Source organism: Candidatus Symbiopectobacterium sp. NZEC135, assembly GCF_025962695.1.
Genome location: NZ_JAGFPF010000024.1, coordinates 21,542 through 37,115, shown reverse-complemented (window position 1 = coordinate 37,115; position 15,574 = coordinate 21,542). Strand labels below are relative to the sequence as shown.

Sequence of the window (15,574 nt, the reverse complement as noted above, 5' to 3'; positions counted from 1 at the left end):
GCAGGAACCATGTCGGAAGAAAAATTTGATGCCATCGTCGTCGGTGCCGGGGTTGCAGGTTGCATCGCCGGTTATGTCATGGCACAGGCCGGGCTTGATGTATTAATCATTGAACGCGGCAACAGCGCAGGCAGTAAAAATATGACCGGCGGACGCCTCTATGCACACAGTCTGGAAAGCATCATGCCCGGATTTGCGCAACAGGCGCCGGTTGAACGCAAAGTCACACGAGAAAAGATCTCCTTTCTCACCGACGAAAGCGCCGTCACGATGGATTACCACAGCGAACAGCCGGATATCCCGGCTAAAGCCTCTTATACCGTGCTGCGCAACCGATTCGATCCCTGGCTGATGGAGAAAGCCGAAGAGGCCGGCGCACAGTTCATTCCCGGCGTACGCGTCGATGCCCTATTGCGCGAAGGCAACAGAGTCACCGGCGTGCAGGCAGGAGAAGATGCGCTAGAGGCGAACGTAGTGATTCTGGCCGATGGCGTGAACTCGCTGCTGGGCCGCTCCGTCGGTATGGTGCCGCCCCCGTCACCTCATCACTATGCAGTCGGCGTGAAAGAGTTGATTGCCCTGCCCGCCGCGCAAATCGAAGACAGGTTTAATCTGGCGCCGGGAGAAGGTGCCGCCTGGCTGTTTGCCGGTTCGCCTTCCAACGGATTGATGGGCGGCGGTTTTCTCTACACCAATAAAGACTCAATCTCACTTGGTCTCGTCTGCGGTTTAGGCGATATCGCCCACGCCAGCAAAAGTGTGCCGCAGATGCTGGAAGATTTTAAACAACACCCGACAATCCGCCCCTTGATCCAAGGAGGTGAGCTATTGGAATACTCGGCACACATGGTGCCGGAAGGCGGGCTTGAAATGGTGCCCAGCCTAGTGGATGACGGCGTGATGATCGTCGGCGATGCTGCTGGCCTGTGCCTCAATCTGGGCTACACCGTGCGCGGCATGGATCTGGCCATCGCCTCTGCGCAAGCCGCCGCCAACGCCGCGATTGCCGCAAAGCAGCGCCAGGACTTCTCATCCAGCAGCCTGATGGAATACAAACGCGCGTTGGAACACAGCTTCGTACTGCGCGATATGCACCATTATCGCAAAGTGCCCGCCATGATGGAAAATCCACGCATGTTCACCCAGTATCCACGCATGGTGGCCGATATTATGAGCGACCTGTTCATTATTGATGGCGGCCCGAACGTGCCGGTGCGGGCAAAAATCATGAAGCGCGCCAAACAGGTTGGTCTGATAAACCTGTTGAAAGACGGCATCAAAGGAGCGACAGCGCTATGAGTAACGACAACAGCGTCAACGTAGACGTCAAACTGGGCGTCAACAAGTTCCATGTGGATGAAGGCCATCCGCATATTATTCTGGCCGACAACCCGGATATGGCCGAGTTTCGTAAATTACTCAAAGCCTGTCCAGCAGGGCTCTACAAGCAGGATGAGGCAGGAAATATTCATTTCGATTCTGCCGGTTGTTTGGAATGCGGTACCTGCCGGGTACTGTGCGGTGAAACCATTCTGGAACAATGGGAATACCCGCAGGGTACGTTCGGTATCGAATTTCGCTTTGGTTGATCCCTTCGCATAAGTGATGGACGGCCGCGCTGGCGGCCGTTAAACACTGAGACAAAAACACATGACCGTTTCAATAGCATTTAACGCTGAACGCCGGGCGTTATACCGTCAGCAAGGATTCTGGGGAGACGCTTCACTCGCTGACTATTGGCATCAAACACAAAGCGCCATGCCGGACAAGGTTGCCGTGATTGACAATCAGGGAACCTCTTACACGTATGCGGCACTAGACCGCGCAGCCAGCAGCCTAGCTCGCTTTTTACTCACCTGTGGAATCGAACCCGGCGATCGCGTCGCTTTTCAACTCCCGGGATGGTGCGAGTTTACGATTATCTACCTGGCCTGTCTGAAGGTCGGCGCGGTATCCGTACCGTTACTCCCGGCCTACCGTGAAACCGAGCTGGTATGGATCCTTAATAAATGCCAGGCAAAAGTACTGTTCGCCCCCACGTTGTTCAAGAATACTCAGCCTATCGACAGAGCTATCCCGCTGCGTGATCAGTTGCCTTACCTGCGACAAATCGTAGCCGTGGATAAGCTGGCTCCGGCCAACGCAACCACGCTGGCGCTCAGTCAACTCTTGCAGGATTTTGCACCGCTAGAGACGACGATCCGCGTGCATGGCGATGCATTAGCGGCCGTGCTTTTTACCTCTGGCACAGAGGGAGTACCTAAAGGGGTAATGTTGACGCATAACAACATTCTTGCCAGCGAACGCGCCTACTGTGCGCGGCTGAATCTGACCTGGCTGGATACCATTTTGATGCCTGCACCGTTGGGCCATGCCACCGGTTTTTTACACGGCGTTACCGCTCCCTTTATCATCGGTGCTCGTAGTGTACTGTTGGATATTTTCAATCCGACAGACTGTCTTGAGCTGCTACAGCAGGAGCGCTGTACCTGCGTGCTGGGTGCAACGCCGTTTGTCTACGATCTGCTGTGTTGCATACAGCAAAAACCTTACGATTTATCATCACTGCGCTTTTTCCTGTGCGGCGGCACCACGATCCCCAAAAAGATCACTCGTGATTGTATGCAGATGGGCATCAAACTGCTCAGCGTGTACGGCTCAACGGAAAGCTCACCGCACGCGGTGGTAAAGCTGGACGACCCCACATCCCGGATCGTGAACACTGACGGGCAGGCAGCGCCGGGCGTTGAAATCAAAGTGGTCGACAAAGCGCGCAACACCGTTGAGTGTGGTGAAGAAGGCGAAGAAGCGTCGCGCGGCCCGAATGTGTTTATGGGGTATCTGGACGAACCGGAACTGACAGCGCGCGCACTGGATGAAAACGGCTGGTATTACAGCGGTGACCTGTGCCGCATGGATGTCGACGGCTACATCAAAATCACCGGGCGCAAGAAAGATATCATCGTGCGCGGCGGCGAGAATATCAGCAGCCGCGAGGTGGAGGATATTCTGATACAGCACCCGCGTATCCGCGATGCGGGGGTGGTCGCCATGCCCGATGAACGTTTAGGTGAACGCTCATGCGCTTATGTGGTGCTTAACGTCCCCTACCACACGCTGACGCTTGAAGACGTGATCGCTTTTTTCAGCCGTAAACGTGTGGCCAAGTACAAGTACCCGGAGCATTTGGTGATCGTCGAGAGCTTACCGCGCACCGCATCAGGAAAAATCAAGAAATACCTACTACGACAAGACATTTTACAGCGCCTCGGGCTGGATGAGCGCCAGCACGTCCCCCCTTCCCTGTTCTCCGCCTGATTCCAGCAACAAAGGCTCTCGATAAGAGAGCCTCATGCTAAAAATATCTCTGTGATCGCCCATCAATTTGATAATAAAAATACTTATCATTTACTTTCAAAAAAAGTAAGCGCCCATTAAGATACGTCATGTTATTTCAAATCATTACAAAAGATGCATGTAACATGAATGTTACATGCAGCCGAAATGCACATGCTTTAATGCTGCCACCATCAGGCATGGATGCACTGCCGCTTAATGCATATCACTCGCGAACCGGCCTTTAATACCACTATACCAATGATTTAAAACAACAAAAAATCACAATATTTTTTCTTTGCGCGCTTTAATCACGGAGTTTTTTAACATGCAGCAATATGCACCACGCCGTCTGGTTTGTAATACCTTGTATCGCACCCTTTTCGCCACGGGATTGACCGCCCTCTCCACCGGCGCAATCGCGGAAAATGTAACCAATGAAACGTTTGTTGTTACCGCTACACAGACAAAACACACCACGCTCAGCGCACCGGCCAGCGTTTCGGTCGTCACCCGTACCGAACTGGAAAAAATGTCGGTTAACGACGTTTCTGATGCAGTCAGAAAACTGCCCGGTATCAGCATTAATCCTTCAACCACTTACGGCCGCAAAGAGATCAAAATCCGTGGCATGAAATCCGACTATACGTTGTTGCTGCTCAATGGCCGACGCATCAACTCGCGTGAAGCACTCGCCAGCAACATGGGTAACGATTTCGATCTCTCCACGATCCCCGTCTCTGCAATCGATCGCATTGAAGTCATTCGCGGCCCCATGTCATCCCTGTATGGTGCCGATGCGCTGGGTGGCGTTGTCAACGTGATCCTGCGTCAGCCGGGTGAAACGGCAGCGGGTGAGATAGGTTACGGTTTTGAAGCCCCTACGGAAGGCGATGGCGGCGGACATAATCGCCTGAGCGGCTATCTCAGCGGCCCGTTGGTAGATAATAAACTGCTCGGCAGCGTGATCGTTGACGGGGAGAAACGCGATGCCTGGCGCACCCATCAATCTGTCAACCCCAATTCGGATGCGCTGGAAGCCCGCGATACGTTCAACGCTCTGACCAATCTGACCTGGCTTATCGATGACCGGCAAAATATTGAATTCGATACTACTTACGCAAAAGACGATCGCGATGTCCTATGGAACAACTACGGCGCATCGGCACGCAATATTCAAAAAATGGAACGCATTGGCTTTGGCCTGACACACAATGGCAGTTGGGAGTACGTCGATACGCGCTTACGCTACTACTTCGAAAGTGTCGATTTGATGGATAACTCGCAGCTTAACGCTGGCAAGGCCTACATTACTCAGGATAATAAAACCGTAGATGGGCAAGTCTCTGGCTACCTTGGCGATCACTTGATTACGGCTGGCGGCGAGTATCGGAACACCGAATTACAACACAGCCTGAACTTACAAAATGGCAACGTGGCGGTCAGCCAGAAAGCGTTTTTCTTGCAGGATGAATTTAAACTCGGGGATCTGGCACTGACATTTGGCGGTCGTGTCGACTCGCACGAAATTTACGGCACAGAATTTAGCCCGCGCGCCTACGCCACCTATAGCCTGAGCGATAACTGGGTGGTCAAAGGGGGCGTAAACAAAGCGTTCAAGGCACCGACTATTGCGCAATTTAATCAAGGCTATGCCGTTGCCGCCTGCCGAGGAAAATGCCAAACGGTAGGGAACCCTGACCTGAAAGCAGAGACCGCTGTCAGCTATGAGTTGGGCACAGCCTATGAGGCTGAGCATTACGGTGCAGGCCTAACCCTGTTCAATAACGACATCAAGGATATGATTCAGGTTCAAACCTGGGACCGCGTCGCGACACAGCTAACCTATGAAAATGTGGATAAAGCACGCATCCGCGGTATTGAAACCTCCGTATGGGTCGATCTGACCGAAAACCTTAATTGGGCCACCAATTGGACCATCGTTGATGCGGAAGATCGCAGTACCAAAATGCGCCTGAAACAGACGCCTAAAAATACCGTCAATACCCAGTTAACGTGGCAAGTGCTGGACAACCTTGCTACGTCGCTCTCCTATCAATATACGGGCAACCAATATCTGCTCGATAAACAAGCCAAAAGGACCAGAGGGTTCAATACCGTCGATCTGGGCGCGACCTATACGCCGATTAAACACGTTGATCTGAAATTGGGTGTCACCAATATCACTAATGAAAAGCGTGATTATGTGGCTACCGCTAATGACTATTTCCTGTCTGGTCGGACAATTTATGGCGGTATCAGCTATAAATTCTAAGTTGATGTTATCAACGCGCACAGATTGATTGACTGACACTCAAGCAGCAAGGCGTGAACCCTGATTATGGGGTCACGCCTCACAATACCTCACGCGCATCTATCCTGCGTGTTAACTACAACTCCGCCAGATAGCGTTTAAGCCGTTCTTTATCCTTTGCTATCTGCGGTGCCTTAATCACATCGAATGAGCCAAACACCGGCAATATAGCAAAGCCACAAAATTTATAGACGGAGGTCGTTGAGGAGAACAAATCCTCCAGGGAACGCCCGGCATAGAGCCGTTGGGCTGGATCATCAAACGCCTCTTTAGGCGTGTTCATGGTCAGCGAAAGCAGGAATTTTTTACCGTGCAGCTTGCCGCCCGATCCATATTGTTTACTCGGGTCGTTCGGCATGCGTCCATCATCGATCAAAAAGCTTTGCTGACTCATTCCTGCCGTGAAGACTTCATCAACATATTTCTTATAAATCCAAGGGGTACCAAACCAGAACACCGGTGACTGAGTGATAATAATATCTGCCCAAAGGTGTTTCTGAACTTCCTCGTTAATGTTGTAGCCCTTTTCGATATAGGTTTGCTGAATGTGGTATCCCTTTTTATCCATCTCATCCTTAATCAACGCAACATACTCTCGATTCAGTGCCCCTTCGCTGAGACCAGAATAAGTCTGATGTGCATTGATAATAAGCACGTTTTTTTCCCGAGGCTGAGTTGCACCGATAGCGCCAGTGGCAAAACCGGGTAACACCATGGCAGCGGTGGCTACCAATCCGGCTTTAATAAAGTCACGCCGCTCTCGAGCCGCGATATCCTCTTTATTGATTTGTTTACCAAAAGATTTATCGCAGGGGAACCCCTCATTCTTATCCATCATGTCAATTCCTTTTGCCGTTTTATAAAGAAAGATCCACGAAACCACAATGGTCAGAATAAGGGGGAGGAACTAAAGAGGATAACAACGATCAGGATTTTTATGATGCAGAGGGCGAGTACTGAGGCATATTCCGCAAAGGGGGGAAAGAAAAACGGGGTAAACGGTGCTGCGATAAGGCAAAAACAAAAAAAGAACCTTTCGGTTCTTTAAATGTTGGAGCGGGAAACGAGACTCGAACTCGCGACCCCGACCTTGGCAAGGTCGTGCTCTACCAACTGAGCTATTCCCGCATCGTGCTATAAACACTGGACGTCGCAACAGGGTATCATATCAATATACATTGCTACGCGGTTAGCGTTGGTCACCAACCTGTCCATGTCGAGCATTTTACTGACCTACCCTGACCAGTCAATAAAATTATCCCTTAACGCTCATCAATTGCTGTTTTTTACGACGCTGAGGTCAGGAATCCAGCAAATCGCGCCACGCGGCACTCAAATACTGAAACATAGACCAAAAGGTCAACACGGCGGCGATATAAAGCGCAATAATGCCCGCACCTTCGACCATGCGCTCAGGACGCCAGAGTAGACCAACCAGCGCCAGCATTTGTGCCGTTGTTTTTACCTTCCCGACCCAAGACACCGCCACGTGACTGCGTTTGCCAATCTCAGCCATCCATTCGCGCAGCGCGGAAATGATGATTTCTCGCGCAATCATCGTGGCAGCTGGCAAGGTTATCCACCACGCATGGTAATGCTCTGCCACCAGCACCAACGCCACCGCAACCATCACCTTGTCAGCCACCGGATCGAGAAAGGCACCAAAGCGCGTGGTTTGCTTCAAACGACGCGCCAAAAAGCCATCAAACCAGTCAGTCACCGCTGCGACCACAAAAATAAAGGCACACAGCAGCGGTGCCCAATTAAAAGGGAGGTAAAACGCCAGCACAAAGAACGGAATAAGGACAACGCGAAACAGAGTTAGCAATGTTGGTATGTTCAATTGCATAGGGATTGGCTACTTTGGCTGGTATCGGTTGGTGGATATGTTGCTACATTGTCCCTAGTGTTTCAATGCATGAAAGATTTTTTCTGCCAATGCATGTGAAATTCCTGGCACATTCGCAATATCATCAATGCTGGCATTTAACAGTGGCTGCATTCCACCCAGGTATTTCAGCAGCATTTGCCGACGTTTTGGGCCCACCCCTTCAATCAGTTCCAGCGAACTGGTGTTTTTTACTTTTGCCCGTTTCTTGCGGTGCCCGGCGATAGCGTGGTCGTGCGAGTCATCGCGAATATGCTGAATAACGTGCAGCGCTGGCGAATCCGCCGGTAAGGCGATCCCTTCTCCAGTCGCTTCGAAAAACAGCGTTTCCAACCCTGCTTTGCGCTCTGTCCCCTTGGCGACGCCAAGCAGCAGCGGTTTACGTTTATCCCACGGCACATCAAGCTCATCAAACACCGCGAGCGCCTGCCCCAATTGGCCCTTTCCACCATCGATAACGATCACGTCGGGAATTTTGCTCTCTTCTAACGCTTTACCATAGCGACGTTTCAGAACCTGATTCATGGCCGCGTAGTCATCCCCCGGCGTGATACCGCTGATGTTGTAACGACGATACTCCGAACGCAGCGGCCCATTGGCATCAAACACCACGCAGGACGCGACTGTCTGTTCACCCATGGTATGACTGATATCAAAACACTCCATACGTGCGATGTTTTCCAGATGAAGCACCTCAGCCAGCGCTTTTAAGCGCTGGTGGATTGTGGACTGCTGCGAGAGCTTGGTGACCAATGCCGTGGCCGCATTGGTGCGTGCCAGTTTCAAATAGCGGGCGCGATCGCCGCGCGGTTTGGTTTGAATATGAATACGTCTCCCCGCGACCTCAGACAGCGATTCTGCCAACACCTCTTTCTCTGGCAACGCAAAATCCAACAAGATTTCGCTCGGCAGCGTGCGCGACAAACTGCCTTGCAGATAGAATTGCCCGACAAACGTCTGTACCACTTCCGCCAGCTCCGTTCCGGCCGGTACTTTTGGGAAATAGCTGCGGCTCCCCAGCACTTTGCCTTGCCGAATAAAGAGCACATGCACACAGGCCATACCAGCATCGAAGGAAACGCCTATCACGTCCAGATCTTCGCCATCGCCCGAAACAAATTGTTTTTCGGTGACGCGACGCACCGCCTGAATCTGATCGCGAATGCGTGCTGCTTCTTCGAAATCTAACTGACGGCTGGCGGCTTCCATACGCGCGACTAACTGATTGAGCACCTGCTGATCTTTGCCTGAGAGAAAAAGCCGCACATAGTCTACCTGCTGACGGTAGCTTTCTTCACTGACCAACCCGGTAACACAAGGGCCAAGGCAGCGCCCAATCTGATACTGGAGACAGGGCCGCGAGCGGTTTCGGTACACGCTGTTTTCGCACTGGCGAATAGGGAATAGCTTTTGCAGCAATACCAACGTTTCACGCACGGCATTCCCGTTTGGAAAGGGGCCAAAATATTCCCCCTTGGCATGCTTGGCACCGCGATGAACGGCTAACCGTGGGTGGGTATCGCCACTGAGAAAGATCATCGGGTACGATTTATCATCACGCAGCAATACGTTATAGCGCGGCTGATAAAGCTTGATGTAGTTATGTTCGAGCAGTAGTGCTTCAGTTTCTGTATGGGTGATGGTGACATCAATCTGGTGAATAGCCTTCACCAACGCTTCCGTCTTACGACTGGCAACGTTGCTGCGAAAATAGCTTGCGAGGCGCTTTTTTAGATCTTTTGCCTTCCCGACATAGATGACCGTGTTGCTCTCATCATACATACGGTACACGCCAGGCTGGCTGGTGACAGTTTTTAAAAATGCGGGGGAATCGAAATGTTCACTCACTGCTTAACCTTTACTCACTGCCTGTTATTCACTGCTCAGGGACGGCTCCGCGTTAAACAATCCGTGGCGGATAGCCAAATGTGTCAACTCAACATCACCACTCACATTCAGTTTGCTAAACATGCGGTAACGGTAACTATTTACCGTTTTCGGACTCAGGCTTAACCGTTCGGAAATTTCCGTGACCTTCTGCCCCTGAGTAATCATCATCATAATTTGTAATTCACGTTCAGACAAACACGCCAACGGGGTTTCGGTATGCGGAGCCAATTGGCTCAACGCCATACGTTGTGCAATGTCTGACGCAATATAGCGACTGCCTGCATGCACCGCGCGAATGGCACAAATCACTTCCTGCGGCGCAGCCCCTTTGCTGAGGTAACCCGCAGCGCCCGCCTGCATGACTTTAGCAGGTAATGGATTCTCGGTGTAAATGGTTAGCATGATAATTTTAATTGCTGGCGCAAAACGCGCTATCTTGCGCGTAGCTTCCAGCCCACCAATCCCTGGCATGTTCATGTCCATCAAGACGACATCGACGGGATGCTGACGGCACCACTTAACCGCCTCTTCACCACAGTGCGCCTCACCAACCACCTTTAACCCTTTGGTGTCGTCGAGAATGTGCCTTATCCCTGTTCGCACCAGTTCATGGTCATCTACAAGAAAAACGCTAATCAAAAATTATTCTCCGAAAAGGGTGTAACGCTGAACACCACGCAACCGCAGATGGAAGCGACAATTTTTTGAGAAAATTATAAAACAGCGACATTTCACACTTACACCATTAATAATTCGCGTTGTAGGACAGCAACAAACGAAAAAAAGCTTGTTACACATTCGAGCAGCCTCTGCGCGTGGATGAAAGGTGAACGTCAGAAACGAAGTTCATTAATCCTGACACATTCTCAATGTCAGTGATTGGGAGCAACAAACGTAGCAACCGCGCGTGCAACGTGAAGTATGACGGGTATATCGACGTATATAGCAACAATAACCCAGTGTCGCTGCATCTGAGCAACAAAATACCTAAAACATCATGATACACATCAGTCACAGCCATGCCACATAAATTTGATGTTACAGCGGTAAGAGAGTGGTTTTATTCGTTATTCAGTGGATTGAACACGCGCGATGTTGATTGGCGTGGTATTGGACTCTTGCTATACGCGACAATAAAAAAGCACACATGTGTTAATTTAAGCAGCCTTTACATTTTCTTTTCATTACGCTGTCATTCCTTATTCTCATTGAGATGTCGATAAGATGACAGATACAATTGAAATGAAATGTATCACTCGCAACATTTGCAATACATAATGCGAATCTTGTTAGTTAAAAAAGATAAAAAAGTGGCGTTACGAACAGAAAAACATCATTAGTTCCCTGGCCTAATCAATCCAACACCACCGCGCAACGCACTGTGGTATACTCTCGCGCATTCCAATGCCCACTGCAAGAATGAGCCATCATGCTCAGCGCAGAATAAGGCGTTCCATAATATTGTGCTTGTTAAGGAGAGCGCATGAGCAACGTAGATTTTTCTACTGGTAAATCCGTTGAAACACTGGCAGATGAAGTAACTTGTTTAAAAGCAATGATTACGCTCCTGCTAAAAGCCATCGGCCAGGCTGATGCCGGAAAAGTGATCATCAATATGGAAAAACAGATCGCTCAGATCGACGATCCCGCACAGGCAGAAGTGTTTTCCACCACGCTGAAACAGATTAAGCACGCTTATCGTCAATAACAACAGCAGGTTAAGTCTGAGGCCAGATCCTTCTGGCCGCTTTTATCTCAGCACAGCGTCACGCCTGACGTTCACGCACTAGCGTTTGCAACTTGAGCAACAGCGCGTGTTCCATTGATTTATAGTGCGTCAAATCCAGAACATAAACCTTATCAAACAGGCGTTTTCGGGAAAGTTGCTTGATTTCATCTACCAACGACTTTAACTCACTGTAACACCCATTAATTTTGTACTCCGACGACTGCTCGCTACAGATGATCTCATGGATTACCTGGCTGAGCGCCGAAAGTGGGATTACGGCATTTGGATCCTGATAGCTTGTTTCAACCACTGCCAAGAGTTTTTCTATTCCCATGAACCCCTCCTGATTGAATGAAGTTGTTGCATGACATATCTGGAGCGCTACGCAGCAAGGCCAACAGCGCTTAACAACATGCAAGCCGTAGTGCGCAAAGTATAGCAGGTCTTACACCAAACAGGATGCGCGAGGCACTCCGACAGTGATCCACATCGCGAAAGAAACAACGCGTTACGCGCAATCATTATGCTATGACGGCATAGAAACGCTAACTCAACAGCGGAAGGTTTTTTTAATCAGGCGAGAAGAGTAAACGGCACGTAAATAATAAATAGTCGTGTCAGTTCATTGATATGAATAAAACAATAAATAACGTTTCAATGAAAATCATTTATTATAAATAGCAGATAAAATTACGAGAAATAAAGCAGTATGAAATGTTGGTGGGTCGTGCAGGGTTCGAACCTGCGACCAATTGATTAAGAGTCAACTGCTCTACCAACTGAGCTAACGACCCAACGCCGTGGATTATTCTCCCGTTGCCTGCCGCTGTCAAACGGTTAATTCGATTTTTTTCTTTTCGCTTCCAACCATGAAAATCCGATTGTCGACAAAAGCCGATTTTGTTAGTCTTGCCCGCGTTTATATCCGTCATCTCAATTCCTAGTATGCCAGCCTTGTTCGAACAGAAAATACACAGACGTAAAACGTGCGAATGTTCACCTTCTCTATGCCACGTCCTCGGTATCATGCGCGGCATTGCCAGGTTGGTCTAACAGGATCTATTTATACCAATCGCTATCATCAGAGAGCCATTCAAGAGCTCAACACAACATCACCGACAAAAACAGGAAATTTAACACATGGTAGATAACGTCAAAGAGGTCGATGACCTTACCTCAGGCCATGATGAAGGCCTAAGGCGCAACCTGACCAATCGGCATATACAGCTTATTGCTATCGGTGGCGCTATCGGCACCGGTTTATTTATGGGGTCGGGTAAAACCATCAGTCTGGCAGGCCCTTCGATCATTTTTGTTTATATGATCATTGGGTTTATGCTGTTCTTCGTTATGCGCGCAATGGGCGAGTTGCTGCTCTCCAATCTGGAATACAAATCCTTCAGCGATTTTGCCGCTGACCTGCTGGGTCCTTGGGCGGGCTTTTTCACCGGATGGACGTACTGGTTCTGCTGGGTAGTGACAGGTATCGCCGATGTGGTCGCCATTAGCGCCTACACCCAGTTCTGGTTTCCCGAACTTTCGCAGTGGGTCTCTTCTTTATTGTGTGTGCTGCTATTGCTCACACTCAACCTCGCAACGGTCAAACTGTTCGGAGAAATGGAGTTCTGGTTTGCCATGGTCAAGATCGTGGCAATTGTCGCGCTGATTATCCTCGGTGCGGTGTTGGTCTTCATGCACTTCCCTTCTCCATCCGGTTCGGTCTCCTCTTTCACTAACCTGTGGGATCATGGAGGCATGTTCCCGAAAGGAATAAGTGGATTTTTTGCCGGGTTCCAGATAGCGGTCTTTGCATTCGTCGGGATCGAGCTGGTCGGTACTACCGCTGCGGAAACCAAAAATCCTCAGGTGGTGCTGCCGCGCGCCATTAATGCCATACCTATTCGCATCATCATGTTTTACGTCTTTTCGCTGATCATGATCATGTCCGTTACGCCGTGGAACGCGATTGCCGCCGATCGCAGTCCTTTCGTAGAGATGTTCGTGCTCGTCGGATTCCCAGCCGCCGCCAGCGTGATCAATTTTGTGGTACTGACGTCAGCCGCCTCTTCCGCCAACAGCGGCGTATTCTCTACCAGCCGGATGTTGTTCGGATTGGCAAAACAGGGTGATGCACCTGAAGCATTTGCTCACCTGTCAAAACGCGCTGTTCCTGCAACAGGACTACTGTTCTCTTGCATCTGTCTGCTTAGTGGCGTTGTGCTGATTTACCTGATTCCGAATGTGATGACAGTGTTTACGCTGGTCACAACGGTTTCCGCCATTCTGTTCATGTTTATCTGGAGCATTATCCTGTGCTCTTATCTTAAATATCGGAAAACGCGGCCTCAGTTGCATGCCAATTCCACCTACAAAATGCCGTTAGGTATTATCATGTGCTGGGTGTGCTTGGCCTTTTTTGCGGGTGTAATTGTTCTGCTGACATTGCAGCCGGACACATTACAGGCACTGATGGTGACACCGCTTTGGTTTGTCTTTCTTGCAATTGCTTATCATTTCTTGTTAAAGAAAAAAAAGCGCGTTTGATCCCCGAATAAATCGTTGCAGCATTCATACTAAAGACGCTTATTATTGGCGTCTTTAGTTTTTAATACATTCCCTGCACGAGCAGCACGCCAATCAAGACAGGGTTAATAATTTTAGACATAACTAAAGATAAAATATGAAACAATCTTTCATTTAGCAAATAGATGATGCTATAGAGCCGTTCAATCACTCAGGTGAATGGATAGATGCCATTCCAGTGATATTTTTCAGAAGCAAATACACATCGTCTCTTTCACCAACAGGCATCGTTTCTCGTCTTACGCGGAGATCAATCTCACCCTTCAATTTGATCAATTTATGATCATCCATTGTAGAAATAACCGCAGACACCAGCATTTCAAGAGATGCGACGCGAGTCTGAAGCCGCTTCTCGTCTGCCTCCTTTTGCGCCAGTTTGATGAGTAATTGAGAAAGAAGAGTATTCATTTGAACTCCTTCATCAAAAATAATAAACCTGTGAGTAACCCAGTATAAAGTGATATATGCCTGCGGAGAAAACAGGAATTGGGATTAATGTAACACTAGAATTGCATCTTCTACCAGCACCAGGATAAAAACATTATTCAGTTAGCGCGCGAGCTGGCAAATAATACGAAAGGAGCCTGGATTACTTACAATAGAATCCAAAGACAAGTCAGCGATAAAAAGAGATGACCAGCCATCATGACGATGGCTGGTGTTGCACGGTCAGATATTAACAGCCTGCCGCACACTATTGACGGCGGTTTTCGCCTGCTCACATTGGTGCAGGATAGTTTGTGCGTGTGAGTAAAGAATTTTCCCTGCTTCAGTCGGCGTAACACCACGTCGGCTACGAACTAACAGTTGCTTTTCCAATTCACTTTCCAGCGTCGCCACCTGCTGGCTTAATGCTGGCTGTGCAATGTGTAACAACTCGGCAGCCTGTGTCAGGCTACCAATATCAACGATTTTAACAAAATATTTGAGCCGCCTTAGATTCATTTTCGCCTCCTGAGTAGTTACCCTTTTGAGGTAGCAAGAAGCGCGCCACTTTGTTCTACATTGTGATTCTGGTATTCATTTTGTGAGCACAGTTGCCCGTAAAATAAGGAAAAGAAATGGTTGGCCTATTTTTTAGCGCTATTGTCCCTGCAAGGTAGAGTCAGTCAAGCGGTAAGCCAATGCACCAGCATAAGGCAAACTTTGCCATATCAGGGTGCAACCGCTGATTGACGACCTGAGGATGAATCGTGTGCATCATGATAAAATCGCTTATCAACACCCTGATAATTCGACGAATTGACTATTAGATCGGCAATCGGTAAAGATTGTGCATCACACCCTTTGACAAGCCCATACGCTATCGCTATTATCCACCGCACTCACCGATTCCTCTGTAGTTCAGTCGGTAGAACGGCGGACTGTTAATCCGTATGTCACTGGTTCGAGTCCAGTCAGAGGAGCCAAATTCTTGTTCTTATGCATCCTTGCGAATCCCTATGTGTTTTGGGTTCAACAGGTTAGCGTGAAAACCTTTCCCGATGCGTTCTTACTTTTCCCTCTGCATCGGGAGAATTTGGTGGTCAGATTTGGGGTCAGATTGGTTCGATAATGGAGTGACCCCCAAATGGCTCTTAATGATCTAAAAATCCGCAAATTAAAGCCTCCCGTTACTCCGATAAAACTGTCCGATTCCCATGGTCTGTATCTTCACGTTAAACCGACAGGTTCGCGCCTCTGGTATTTCAGATATTACTTCGGTGGTAAAGAAACCCGCATCGCATTGGGCGCGTATCCGTTAATCAGTCTGTCTGAAGTGCCCCTCACGTTGAACATCTCCACACCACAAGACGACACCTAATACCCGGTCAGACGAGTTGGTCAGGGCATT

General features: G+C 49.3%; 12 protein-coding genes, 3 tRNA genes and 2 pseudogenes. 8 read left to right on the top strand and 9 right to left on the bottom strand.

The annotated features are described in order from the left end of the window. The first annotated feature begins 9 nt into the window (after nucleotides 1-9). The 4 genes from J5224_RS13430 (at nucleotide 10) to J5224_RS13415 (ending at nucleotide 5,611) form a co-directional block, all read left to right on the top strand. Nucleotides 10-1,299: an FAD-dependent oxidoreductase gene (locus J5224_RS13430; RefSeq protein ID WP_264625850.1), complete on the top strand. Its 1,290-nt coding sequence runs from the start codon at nucleotides 10-12 to the stop codon at nucleotides 1,297-1,299. Further along, nucleotides 1,296-1,589 (top strand): ferredoxin family protein, encoded by a 294-nt coding sequence (locus J5224_RS13425; protein WP_195315536.1) that lies wholly within the window; start codon nucleotides 1,296-1,298, stop codon nucleotides 1,587-1,589. Before J5224_RS13430 ends, J5224_RS13425 begins: the two co-directional genes overlap by 4 nt. Nucleotides 1,590-1,650: 61 nt before the next feature. Next, nucleotides 1,651-3,318, top strand: a complete 1,668-nt coding sequence (gene fadK / locus J5224_RS13420) for a medium-chain fatty-acid--CoA ligase (protein ID WP_264625849.1) — start codon at nucleotides 1,651-1,653, stop codon at nucleotides 3,316-3,318. 346 nt (nucleotides 3,319-3,664) lie between these two features. Beyond that, nucleotides 3,665-5,611, top strand: a complete 1,947-nt coding sequence (locus J5224_RS13415) for a TonB-dependent receptor domain-containing protein (RefSeq protein ID WP_264625848.1) — start codon at nucleotides 3,665-3,667, stop codon at nucleotides 5,609-5,611. 115 nt (nucleotides 5,612-5,726) lie between these two features. Here the strand turns inward: J5224_RS13415 and J5224_RS13410 are convergent, their stop codons facing one another. From J5224_RS13410 to uvrY, 5 genes are all read right to left on the bottom strand, one after another. Then, the gene (locus J5224_RS13410; RefSeq protein WP_264625847.1) at nucleotides 5,727-6,488 is read right to left on the bottom strand and encodes an NAD(P)H-dependent oxidoreductase; all 762 of its coding nucleotides are present in this window, start codon (nucleotides 6,486-6,488) and stop codon (nucleotides 5,727-5,729) included. Nucleotides 6,489-6,702: 214 nt separating this feature from the next. Further along, a tRNA-Gly gene (locus tag J5224_RS13405) sits at nucleotides 6,703-6,778 on the bottom strand. Nucleotides 6,779-6,950: 172 nt separating this feature from the next. Further along, complete coding sequence (gene pgsA, locus J5224_RS13400; protein WP_252321479.1) at nucleotides 6,951-7,499, bottom strand: CDP-diacylglycerol--glycerol-3-phosphate 3-phosphatidyltransferase; 549 nt, start codon at nucleotides 7,497-7,499, stop codon at nucleotides 6,951-6,953. 54 nt (nucleotides 7,500-7,553) lie between these two features. Continuing rightward, a complete protein-coding gene (uvrC, locus tag J5224_RS13395; protein ID WP_264625846.1) occupies nucleotides 7,554-9,386 on the bottom strand; it encodes an excinuclease ABC subunit UvrC in 1,833 nt (610 codons plus the stop codon). A 24-nt stretch (nucleotides 9,387-9,410) separates the two neighbouring features. After that, complete coding sequence (gene uvrY / locus J5224_RS13390) at nucleotides 9,411-10,067, bottom strand: UvrY/SirA/GacA family response regulator transcription factor (RefSeq protein WP_264625845.1); 657 nt, start codon at nucleotides 10,065-10,067, stop codon at nucleotides 9,411-9,413. 844 nt (nucleotides 10,068-10,911) lie between these two features. On the opposite strand from uvrY, the gene J5224_RS13385 reads away from it, so the two are divergent. Further along, entirely contained in the window at nucleotides 10,912-11,136 is a 225-nt protein-coding gene (locus tag J5224_RS13385) for a DUF2594 family protein (protein WP_264625844.1), read from the top strand. 58 nt (nucleotides 11,137-11,194) lie between these two features. On the opposite strand, the gene J5224_RS13380 is transcribed toward J5224_RS13385, so the two are convergent. After that, complete coding sequence (locus tag J5224_RS13380) at nucleotides 11,195-11,491, bottom strand: hypothetical protein (protein WP_264625843.1); 297 nt, start codon at nucleotides 11,489-11,491, stop codon at nucleotides 11,195-11,197. A 384-nt stretch (nucleotides 11,492-11,875) separates the two neighbouring features. Further along, nucleotides 11,876-11,951 (bottom strand) — tRNA-Lys (locus J5224_RS13375). A 346-nt stretch (nucleotides 11,952-12,297) separates the two neighbouring features. Between J5224_RS13375 and cycA the strand changes: the two genes are divergently transcribed. Continuing rightward, on the top strand, nucleotides 12,298-13,701 hold the full coding sequence (gene cycA, locus J5224_RS13370; RefSeq protein ID WP_264625842.1) for a D-serine/D-alanine/glycine transporter: 1,404 nt from the start codon (nucleotides 12,298-12,300) through the stop codon (nucleotides 13,699-13,701). Between the two features lie 186 nt (nucleotides 13,702-13,887). Here the strand turns inward: cycA and J5224_RS13365 are convergent, their stop codons facing one another. Both J5224_RS13365 and J5224_RS13360 read right to left on the bottom strand, forming a co-directional pair. Next, a complete protein-coding gene (locus tag J5224_RS13365; RefSeq protein WP_264625841.1) occupies nucleotides 13,888-14,148 on the bottom strand; it encodes an anti-adapter protein IraP in 261 nt (86 codons plus the stop codon). 270 nt (nucleotides 14,149-14,418) lie between these two features. Further along, nucleotides 14,419-14,685 (bottom strand): annotated as a pseudogene (locus J5224_RS13360) (LysR family transcriptional regulator); the annotation flags it as partial. 388 nt (nucleotides 14,686-15,073) lie between these two features. Here J5224_RS13360 and J5224_RS13355 point away from each other — a divergent pair. After that, nucleotides 15,074-15,149: transfer RNA gene (locus J5224_RS13355), tRNA-Asn, on the top strand. A gap of 161 nt (nucleotides 15,150-15,310) precedes the next feature. Then, a pseudogene (locus J5224_RS13350) lies at nucleotides 15,311-15,499 on the top strand (Arm DNA-binding domain-containing protein); the annotation flags it as partial. Nucleotides 15,500-15,574: the final 75 nt, after the last annotated feature.

Bases quoted from the DNA above. Each gene is read 5' to 3' on its own strand.
- J5224_RS13425 (WP_195315536.1), top strand. From the start codon at position 1,296: ATGAGTAACGACAACAGCGTCAACGTAGACGTCAAACTGGGCGTCAAC.
- J5224_RS13365 (WP_264625841.1), bottom strand. From the start codon at position 14,148: ATGAATACTCTTCTTTCTCAATTACTCATCAAACTGGCGCAAAAGGAG.
- J5224_RS13410 (WP_264625847.1), bottom strand. From the start codon at position 6,488: ATGATGGATAAGAATGAGGGGTTCCCCTGCGATAAATCTTTTGGTAAA.
- pgsA (WP_252321479.1), bottom strand. From the start codon at position 7,499: ATGCAATTGAACATACCAACATTGCTAACTCTGTTTCGCGTTGTCCTT.
- fadK (WP_264625849.1), top strand. From the start codon at position 1,651: ATGACCGTTTCAATAGCATTTAACGCTGAACGCCGGGCGTTATACCGT.
- J5224_RS13385 (WP_264625844.1), top strand. From the start codon at position 10,912: ATGAGCAACGTAGATTTTTCTACTGGTAAATCCGTTGAAACACTGGCA.
- J5224_RS13430 (WP_264625850.1), top strand. From the start codon at position 10: ATGTCGGAAGAAAAATTTGATGCCATCGTCGTCGGTGCCGGGGTTGCA.
- J5224_RS13380 (WP_264625843.1), bottom strand. From the start codon at position 11,491: ATGGGAATAGAAAAACTCTTGGCAGTGGTTGAAACAAGCTATCAGGAT.
- cycA (WP_264625842.1), top strand. From the start codon at position 12,298: ATGGTAGATAACGTCAAAGAGGTCGATGACCTTACCTCAGGCCATGAT.
- J5224_RS13415 (WP_264625848.1), top strand. From the start codon at position 3,665: ATGCAGCAATATGCACCACGCCGTCTGGTTTGTAATACCTTGTATCGC.